We start from the raw sequence: 8106 nt of genomic DNA on the forward strand, positions 1-8106 counted from the left end.
CAGCCATCTGGCAGACTGGGGGATAATGAAGCAGCCTCCGGTAATTGATCTCATGGCTGTAAAACAGCTCATAATTCTGCGCCGCTGCCGCCTGCACGGCATAGTGTTCCGGCCGGTACGTCTGGATGACCACATCGCCGGGCTTCCCGGCGCGCCCCGCTCTGCCAGCCGCCTGCGTCAGAAGCTGGAACGTCCGCTCCGCGCTGCGGTAATCCGGCGTATTTAAGGAAAGATCCGCCGCCAGGATTCCGACCAGCGTTACTCCCGGAAAATCATGCCCTTTTACAATCATCTGCGTGCCGATCAGGATATCTGCCTCACGATTTGCAAATGCCTCCAGAATCGCTTCATGTCCGCCTTTTTTTGCCGTTGTATCCGCATCCATCCGCAGGATCCTCGCATCCGGAAACCGAATTTTCGTAAATTCTTCCATCTTCTGCGTTCCGGCCCCAAACCCGGCAATATACGGTGATCCGCAGGACGGACACTGCTTCATCAGCGGAATCGTATAGCCGCAGTAATGACAGACCAGACGGTTCTTCCCGTGTAGTGTCAGGGAAACATCACAATGCGGACAGGTCACCGCCTTTCCGCAGGAACGACAGGAAACAAAATTGGAATAGCCGCGCCGGTTCATAAAAAGCATCGCCTGCTCGCCACGTGCGAGTCTCTCTGTCAACATTGCATCCAACGTCCGGCTGAACACCGATTTATTGCCTACCTGCATCTCCGCACGCATATCAGCAATCTGTACCTTCGGCAGGATACTTCCCGCCACTGCCCGGTGATGCAGGGGCAGAAGCACATATTCGCCATTCTGCGCCCGCAGATACGATTCCAGAGAAGGAGTCGCTGAGCCCAAGACCAGCGAAGCCCCGGAAAGCCGGGCGCGCTCCGCCGCTACTTCCCTTGCATGATAGCGCGGCATCGTCTCGCTCTTATAGGCGCCCTCATGTTCCTCGTCGATCAGAATCAGTCCCAGATTGGAAAATGGGGCAAACAGCGCCGACCGCGGTCCGATCATCACGGAAACCTCGCCCCGCGCCGCCCGTTCCCACTGATCATAGCGTTCTCCCGCAGAGAGACGGGAATTCAGAATCGCGATCTGATCGCCAAATCGCCGGTAAAACCGCATCACCGTCTGATATGTCAGCGAAATTTCCGGGATCAGCAGAATCACCTGCTTTCCATCCCGCAGGACACGCGCCATCAGCTCCATGTAGACTTCTGTCTTTCCACTTCCCGTAACGCCGTGAATCAGATACGTTTCACGTTTCCCCGTCTCATAATCCTCACAGAAACGGTCAACCGCCGCCTGCTGCTCTTCATTGAGACGCACGGTCTGTCCGGCTGGACGCGGCAGTTTTGCATGGTTTAACCCGCGTTCCTCACGGGAAACTTTCACTGAAAGCTGTCCCTGTTCCTCCATCGGGCGGATCGCCGCCAGGGTCAGGTCAAGCTCCCGTCGGGCAAATTCCATCGGAATATCCAGATTGTCCCGGAATGCCTCAAGGAGCCGCATCCGCGCCTTATAATGCCGCTTCTGTGCCGCCAGGATTGCCGCCTCCAGCTCTTCCTGGTTTAAAAGACAATGCAGCGTCTTTTTCTCGCGCGGTTTTATCTTTTCCTTGACGGGAAGTACGGTTTTGAGCGTCTGGTTCATCGTCGCGCCATAACGTTCCCGCATCCACCACGCCAGACGGATAAGCTGGGATTGCACCGACATACTGCCCGGTGCGATCCCAGCTATCTCCTTGATGCGGGATGGGTCATACTCCGCCGTATTTCCCATTCCCACCACATATCCAGTCCGAAGTGAATTACCCTTTCCAAACGGTACCGTCACGCACGTTCCCGCCGTAATCTCCTCCGCCAGCTGCGTCGGAATCCGGTACTGAAACGGGCGATCCACCTTCTCATGGGATATATCTATAATAATATCCGCGTATTGATACGCCATGATTCCTTCTCTTTCTATTTCTAATTCAAGTCGAACGTCCGTGAGACTTGGCGCGTGATTCTGGTCAGCGAAGCTGACATATTCTTTACAGAATCACTGCGCATCCTCGCGGAGCGTTTATCTCAGTCGGAGACCCAACTCCCACTGAGACAAATTTGCTATTACTCACCACCTGAAGAGGTGGGAGTCTTCTCGACTGAGATAAACCTCGCTGCCGTTTCCCCCAGCTTCATACTGTTGGAGCCCTTGAACAGGACTGCATCTCCCTCACCGATCTGTGCATCCAGCCAGTCAAGCATATCTTCTTTTTCGCCCTCTTCAAACGAAACGACATGCAGATCCGGTTTGACTTTCTTTGCTCCCTCGGCGATCGCCTGCGCCAGTTCGCCATATACAACCAGGATATCGACCGGTTTTTCCGCCAGAAACGCACCAACTTCACGGTGGAACTGAATCGTATTCTCTCCCAGTTCCTTCATATCTGCCAGAACCGCAATTCTGCGTCCTGCCGGCAGGGAAGAAAGCACGCCTATCGCCGCTTTCATCGAATCTGGGCTTGCATTGTAGGTATCGTCCACGATCGTATAACCATTTTTATGATAAATCTGCTGACGGTTCTTGAACCCGCCAAATTCAAGCAGCTTTTCCGCTGCATCGGCAAGCGGCACACCGTAGGCATCCGCAACCGCCAGGGCAGCCAGCGCATTCATGACATTGTGCTCGCCCATAACAGTCAGCTTCACCGGGACGCGCACCTCGCCGTGTACCATCGTAAAGGACGGAAATCCATCCGGATATGAAAGATCCTCGGCGCGGTAGTCGTTATCTGCTCCAAGTCCATAACGGACGGTATAGCAGCCTGCTTTTGCATGCACGTTGGAAAGCATATCATTATCTCCATTTACAAACAGGATTCCGCCTGCCTTCATACCGTCCTGGATATGCAGCTTTTCTTTTAAGATATTCTCGCGGGAGCCCAGATTCTCAATATGCGTCACACCGATATTCGTCATGACTGCCGAATCCACCGCCGCAATCTCCGCGATCACCGCCATCTCGCCCGGCTCACTCATTCCCAGTTCCAGCACGCCGATCTCATCATTCTCAGAAATCTCCGAGATCGTGAGTGGCACACCGATCTGGCTGTTGTGGTTTGCCGGTGTCTTGAACGTCTTATATTTCGCTGAAAGCGCCGCCGCCACCATTTCGCGCGTCGTCGTCTTTCCCACGCTGCCGGTGATACCAACTAACGGGATAGAAAGCCGTGCCCGCAGGCAGCGTCCGATCGTCTGCAATGCCAGTTTCGTATCTTTTACCTGGATCAGCGCGCCGTGAAAGCCCTCCGGTGCCACCTCATGCTCCGAAGTCAGTGCGGCTGCCGCCCCATTGTCCATCGCCTGAACCAGGAAACGATGCGCGTCTGATTTCTCCCCGATCAGCGGAACAAACAGATCCGCCCCGCGCATACTCCGGGAATCAATGCTGATGTGTTTTAACTCCGTATCTGCATCTCCGCAGAGCAGTGTTCCCGACACTGCTTCCACGATATGTCTGACTGTAATATGGTCCATATTTTGCCTCCAAATTGATTACATATGCAGCTTCTTCACCGTCTCCTGCACTACTTCCCGGTCAAGGAAATGATAGCGCACGCCCTCGATCTCCTGATAATCCTCATGCCCTTTTCCGATGATCGCGATGATATCGCCCTCTTCCGCATGGGACAAGCTGTACTCAATCGCTTCGCGGCGATCCGGGATTTCAACGTATTTGCCATCGGTTTTTGCAAGTCCAACCTTGATATCTGCCAGAATATCTTCCACTTTCTCAAAGCGGGAATTATCCGCCGTGATGATCGACAGATCTGCCAGCTTTCCGCCAATCTCTCCCATCGAGTACCGGCGATCGCGCGCCCGGTTGCCGCCGCATCCGAAGACGCAGACGAGACGCTTCGGCTTGTAGTCGCGCAGCGTCAGAAGAAGACTTTCCATGCTGACCGCATTGTGGGCGTAGTCAACGATCACGGTGCACTTTGCTGATTTATATACAATCTCCATCCGTCCATCGACCTGGATATGTTCCAGCGCATGGCAGACTTTCTCCTTCGGCAGATCAAAGAAGCTGCACACGCCCGCTGCCGCCAGCGCATTGTCCACGTTAAATTTGCCCGGAATGCCGACGCGCAGATCGCTCTCATATCGTCCATGCGTCTGAAATTCGACGCCCACGAAATCATGTTCGCGTACATAGTGAATGTCATCCGCTGTAAAATCAGCCGCCTGTTCCAATGAAAAGGTCAGGATCTCTGCTGTCGCCCCTTCTACGATCGCATCAAAGTGCGGATCATCGCGGTTGACGAGCGCTGTCCGGCAGTTTTTCAAAAGCTGCTTTTTGTAGTAAAGATATTCTTCAAAACTTGCATGTTCATTCGGGCCAATATGATCATTGGAAATATTCAGGAAAATTCCATAATCAAAGAAAAGTCCGTCTACCCGGTGCATCAGGTAGCTTTGGGAAGAAACCTCCATCACGATGTAACGGCAGCCCGCTTCCACCATTTTTGCAAAATATTCTTGCAAAATGTAGGATTCCGGCGTCGTATTTTTGGTCGGATAATGATTCTCACCGATCACAGCGCCGTTCGTTCCGATGAGACCCGTCTTCTGTCCGGCTGCCTCCAGAATCGCCTTGATCATATAAGTGGTAGTCGTCTTTCCCTTCGTGCCGGTCACACCGATCGCCGTCATCTTCCGCGCCGGATAATCAAAACGTGCCGCAGAAAGAAGCGATAGCGCGTTCCGTCCATTCTCCACTTGAATGACCGTCACGTTCTCAGGCGCCTCAACCGGATGCTCGACCACCAGAACCGGCGCGCCCTTTTCAACCACATCCGGGATAAAGGTATGCGAATCAACGTTTGCCCCGCGCATACACACAAACACCGTCCCCGGCGCCGCCTTTCTTGAATCGTAGACCACCTCGTCAACCTCCGTCTCCAGGCTGCCCTGCAATAATGTATACGGCAATTCTTTCAGCCAACTTTTAAGCTTCATAGGATACCTCCTGATTTTGATATTTTATAATGATTCCGCTTTTTAATATCCTTCTTCCATCATGTTTTCAAACTGCTCCATGCTCATCAGCACCTTACGCGGCTTCGTGCCTTCTTCCTCACCGACCACGCCTGCATCTGCAAGCTGATCCATGATACGCGCGGCACGGTTGAAGCCTATCTTAAACATACGCTGCAGCATGCCGATGGATGCTTTGTCTTTCTCAATAATAAATTTACCTGCCTGTGCAAAATAGGCATCGCGCCCACCGCCGCCAAAGCCCGCATCCATCGCCGTCGAACGGATCTTAGACTCAACCTCGGCGCTGTACTCTGCGGTCAGCCCCTCCTGTTTCAAAAATCCGACCACATCCGAAACCTCATTGTCGGACACAAACGCGCCCTGTACACGCTGTGGTTTCTGATAGCCCGACGGATAGAACAGCATATCACCCTTTCCGAGCAGTTTCTCCGCGCCATTCATATCAATAATGGTACGGGAATCCACTCCGGAAGAGACGGAAAAAGCAATTCTCGACGGAATATTTGCCTTGATCACACCGGTGATGACATTGACCGATGGTCGCTGCGTCGCAATCACCAGATGAATGCCCGCTGCACGCGCCAGCTGTGCCAGACGACAGATCGAATCTTCTACTTCGCCCGGCGCTACCATCATCAGATCGGCAAGCTCATCCACGATAATGATGATCTGCGGCAGTTTCTCCGGTTTCTTCGGATCGTCGATATCCGCGATCGACTCAACCTTGGCATTGAAACCCTTAAGATCGCGCACGCCGTATTTTGCAAACTTCTGGTAACGGTCGGTCATCTCTGCCACCGCCCAGTTGAGGGCGCCGGACGCCTTTTTCGGGTCGGTCACAACCGGAATCAGAAGATGCGGAATACCGTTGTATACACTTAACTCAACCACCTTGGGGTCGATCATGATGAGCTTGACCTCGCTCGGCTTCGCTTTATAAATCACACTCATGATCAGCGTATTGATGCAGACTGATTTACCCGATCCGGTCGCACCCGCGATCAGAAGATGCGGCATCTTCGCAATGTCGCTGACAACCGTCTGACCTGCGATATCTTTTCCGACCGCGAATGCCAGCCGGGACGGATATTTCTTAAATGCCTCTGACTCCAGCAGATCGCGCAGCAGAACCACATGGTTCTCCTTGTTCGGAACCTCGATACCGACCGCCGCCTTGCCAGGAATCGGTGCCTCGATACGGATGTCCGCCGCTGCCAGATTTAACTTGATATCATCCGCCAGCGCTACAATCTTGCTGACCTTGACACCCTGCTCCGGGTGAAGCTCATAGCGGGTAACCGTCGGTCCACAGCTGATGTTTGTAACCGTCACGCCCACGCCGAAGTTCTGGAGCGTCTGCTGCAGCTTGATCGCTGTCTCCCGGTACTCCTGATCCGAGAAATCGGTCTGTCCCGTACCACGTTTTAAAAGCGTCAATGGCGGGAATATGTATTCTTTCTGGATCTTCTTTTCTTCCTCTTCCTTGCGCTCGATCTGCTCTGGAACCGTCAGTTCCTCAACTGGAAGTGCTTTTCGTTCTTCCCGTTTCTGCTCCAGTTTTTTCTGTATTGCCTCTGTATCTGTCTCGATCACCTTTCCGGATGCAGTCACGACCGTTTTGGAATCCTCCGGGACAAAGAAACTGCCCTTTGCCTCGCCCCGCTCTGATTCCAGCGTCTTATAATAGCCATCGATTGGTTCGGAATCCGTTTCCCCAGATATAGGTTCGTTCCATTCATCCTCATTCCCCATCGAAACGGTTTCCCACTCGTTTTCCGATGGCTCAAAGATATCCTGATGCCCTAAATCTGTATGAACCTCCTCTGCGGTCAAACCGGACGCCGCCTCCGCAGCCGGTTTCTCCCGTGTCTCTACCGGATAATAGCCTGGACCTTTCCGGCTCTCGCTGCCGGCAAATTCTTCCATCGTCCGGGTATCACGGCGTACATACAGGCGTTTCAGGAGCTGGTCGCTCGCACTGTCCTCTGTCTCTGCAGGCTCTACTGTCCGCGCCGTCTCGCGCTCCGATTCTTCCTGAAACTGAGATTCTGAACCAGCGTATGCATATGTATCCTGCTCCGATTCCACCGGCTCTTCTTCGTACTCCACCGGCTCTTCTTCATACTCCATCGGTTCTGGTTCTACCGCTCCGTCACCGTGGAATATCTGCCCGCGAAATACATCTGCCGGATTCTCCTTCTCTACTCCCTGTCTGGAATCCTGTGCCAGATTTTTTCCCTCTGCCGGAACATCGGTCCAATCATCATAAGCCGCGGCCTCATCCTGCAAGTTTTCCTGCCTTCCATGCATCTCACGGAATTCCTCCGGTGCATCCTCCGGTCCCAGCACGGTTCCCTCCGGGACTCCTTCCGAGAAATTCCGCATCACTGGCAGCTCGGTCAGCTTGGCGCCCTCGAGATCAACGCCACGGACCCGCTGCTCCTCCCGCAGACGGCGTTTTTCTTCCTTTTTCTCCTCATGTATCTCACGGCGGCGGCTCATATCTTCTTTCGCATACTCATACGCCCTTCCGCTGCCCTGTTTAACGAAGTTTACCAGGGAACGCTCCGTAATGCACACAGCACCGAGTGCCAAAAGCACCAGCAGAATCAGAACTGCTCCGATCGTTCCCACTGTTCCGCACAACAGCAGCATCAGAATGCCACCGATAAAGCCGCCTCCACCTGCCTGCGCGTAATAATCGCCCAGATTCCAGTCCAGATGCTGACCGCCTCCCATGAGAAGCTGGGAAAGTCCGCAAAATGCCAGAAGCACCTCGCCAACCGCCACCAACTTGGCTACGGCTTTCTGGTTGCCTCGGTTTGAAAGATAAAAACAAGTTCCCATAAATAAAAGGAATGGCACCAGATACCCCATCACCCCGAATACGCCAAGCAGAGTCGATCGCAGAAAACTTCCGACAAAGCCGCAAAGCCCGAAATTGCTCAAAAACAAAAGTACCGATATTGCAAATGATACAATAATCGCCACTTCCGTTCCCATAAATGCCCCTGTACCACTTTTCTCCACCGGCTCCGGCGCCTGTCTGGC

The 8106-nt window shown here is 53.4% G+C and carries 4 protein-coding genes; all 4 read right to left on the reverse strand.

From position 1 onward, the window contains the following. The coding region (gene priA, locus QVO97_RS01715; protein WP_288188627.1) for a replication restart helicase PriA at positions 1–1960 on the reverse strand (1960 nt) is incomplete at its 3' end. A 161-nt stretch (positions 1961–2121) separates the two neighbouring features. Further along, the gene (gene murF / locus QVO97_RS01720) at positions 2122–3531 is read right to left on the reverse strand and encodes a UDP-N-acetylmuramoyl-tripeptide--D-alanyl-D-alanine ligase (protein ID WP_022358695.1); all 1410 of its coding nucleotides are present in this window, start codon (positions 3529–3531) and stop codon (positions 2122–2124) included. A gap of 18 nt (positions 3532–3549) precedes the next feature. Continuing rightward, positions 3550–5013: a UDP-N-acetylmuramoyl-L-alanyl-D-glutamate--2,6-diaminopimelate ligase gene (locus QVO97_RS01725; RefSeq protein WP_022358696.1), complete on the reverse strand. Its 1464-nt coding sequence runs from the start codon at positions 5011–5013 to the stop codon at positions 3550–3552. 42 nt (positions 5014–5055) lie between these two features. After that, positions 5056–8058, reverse strand: a complete 3003-nt coding sequence (locus tag QVO97_RS01730; RefSeq protein ID WP_022358697.1) for a DNA translocase FtsK — start codon at positions 8056–8058, stop codon at positions 5056–5058. Between the last annotated feature and the right edge of the window lie 48 nt (positions 8059–8106).

This window comes from Clostridium sp. CAG:43 (genome assembly GCF_000434655.1).
Lineage (GTDB): Bacteria > Bacillota > Clostridia > Lachnospirales > Lachnospiraceae > Otoolea > Otoolea fessa.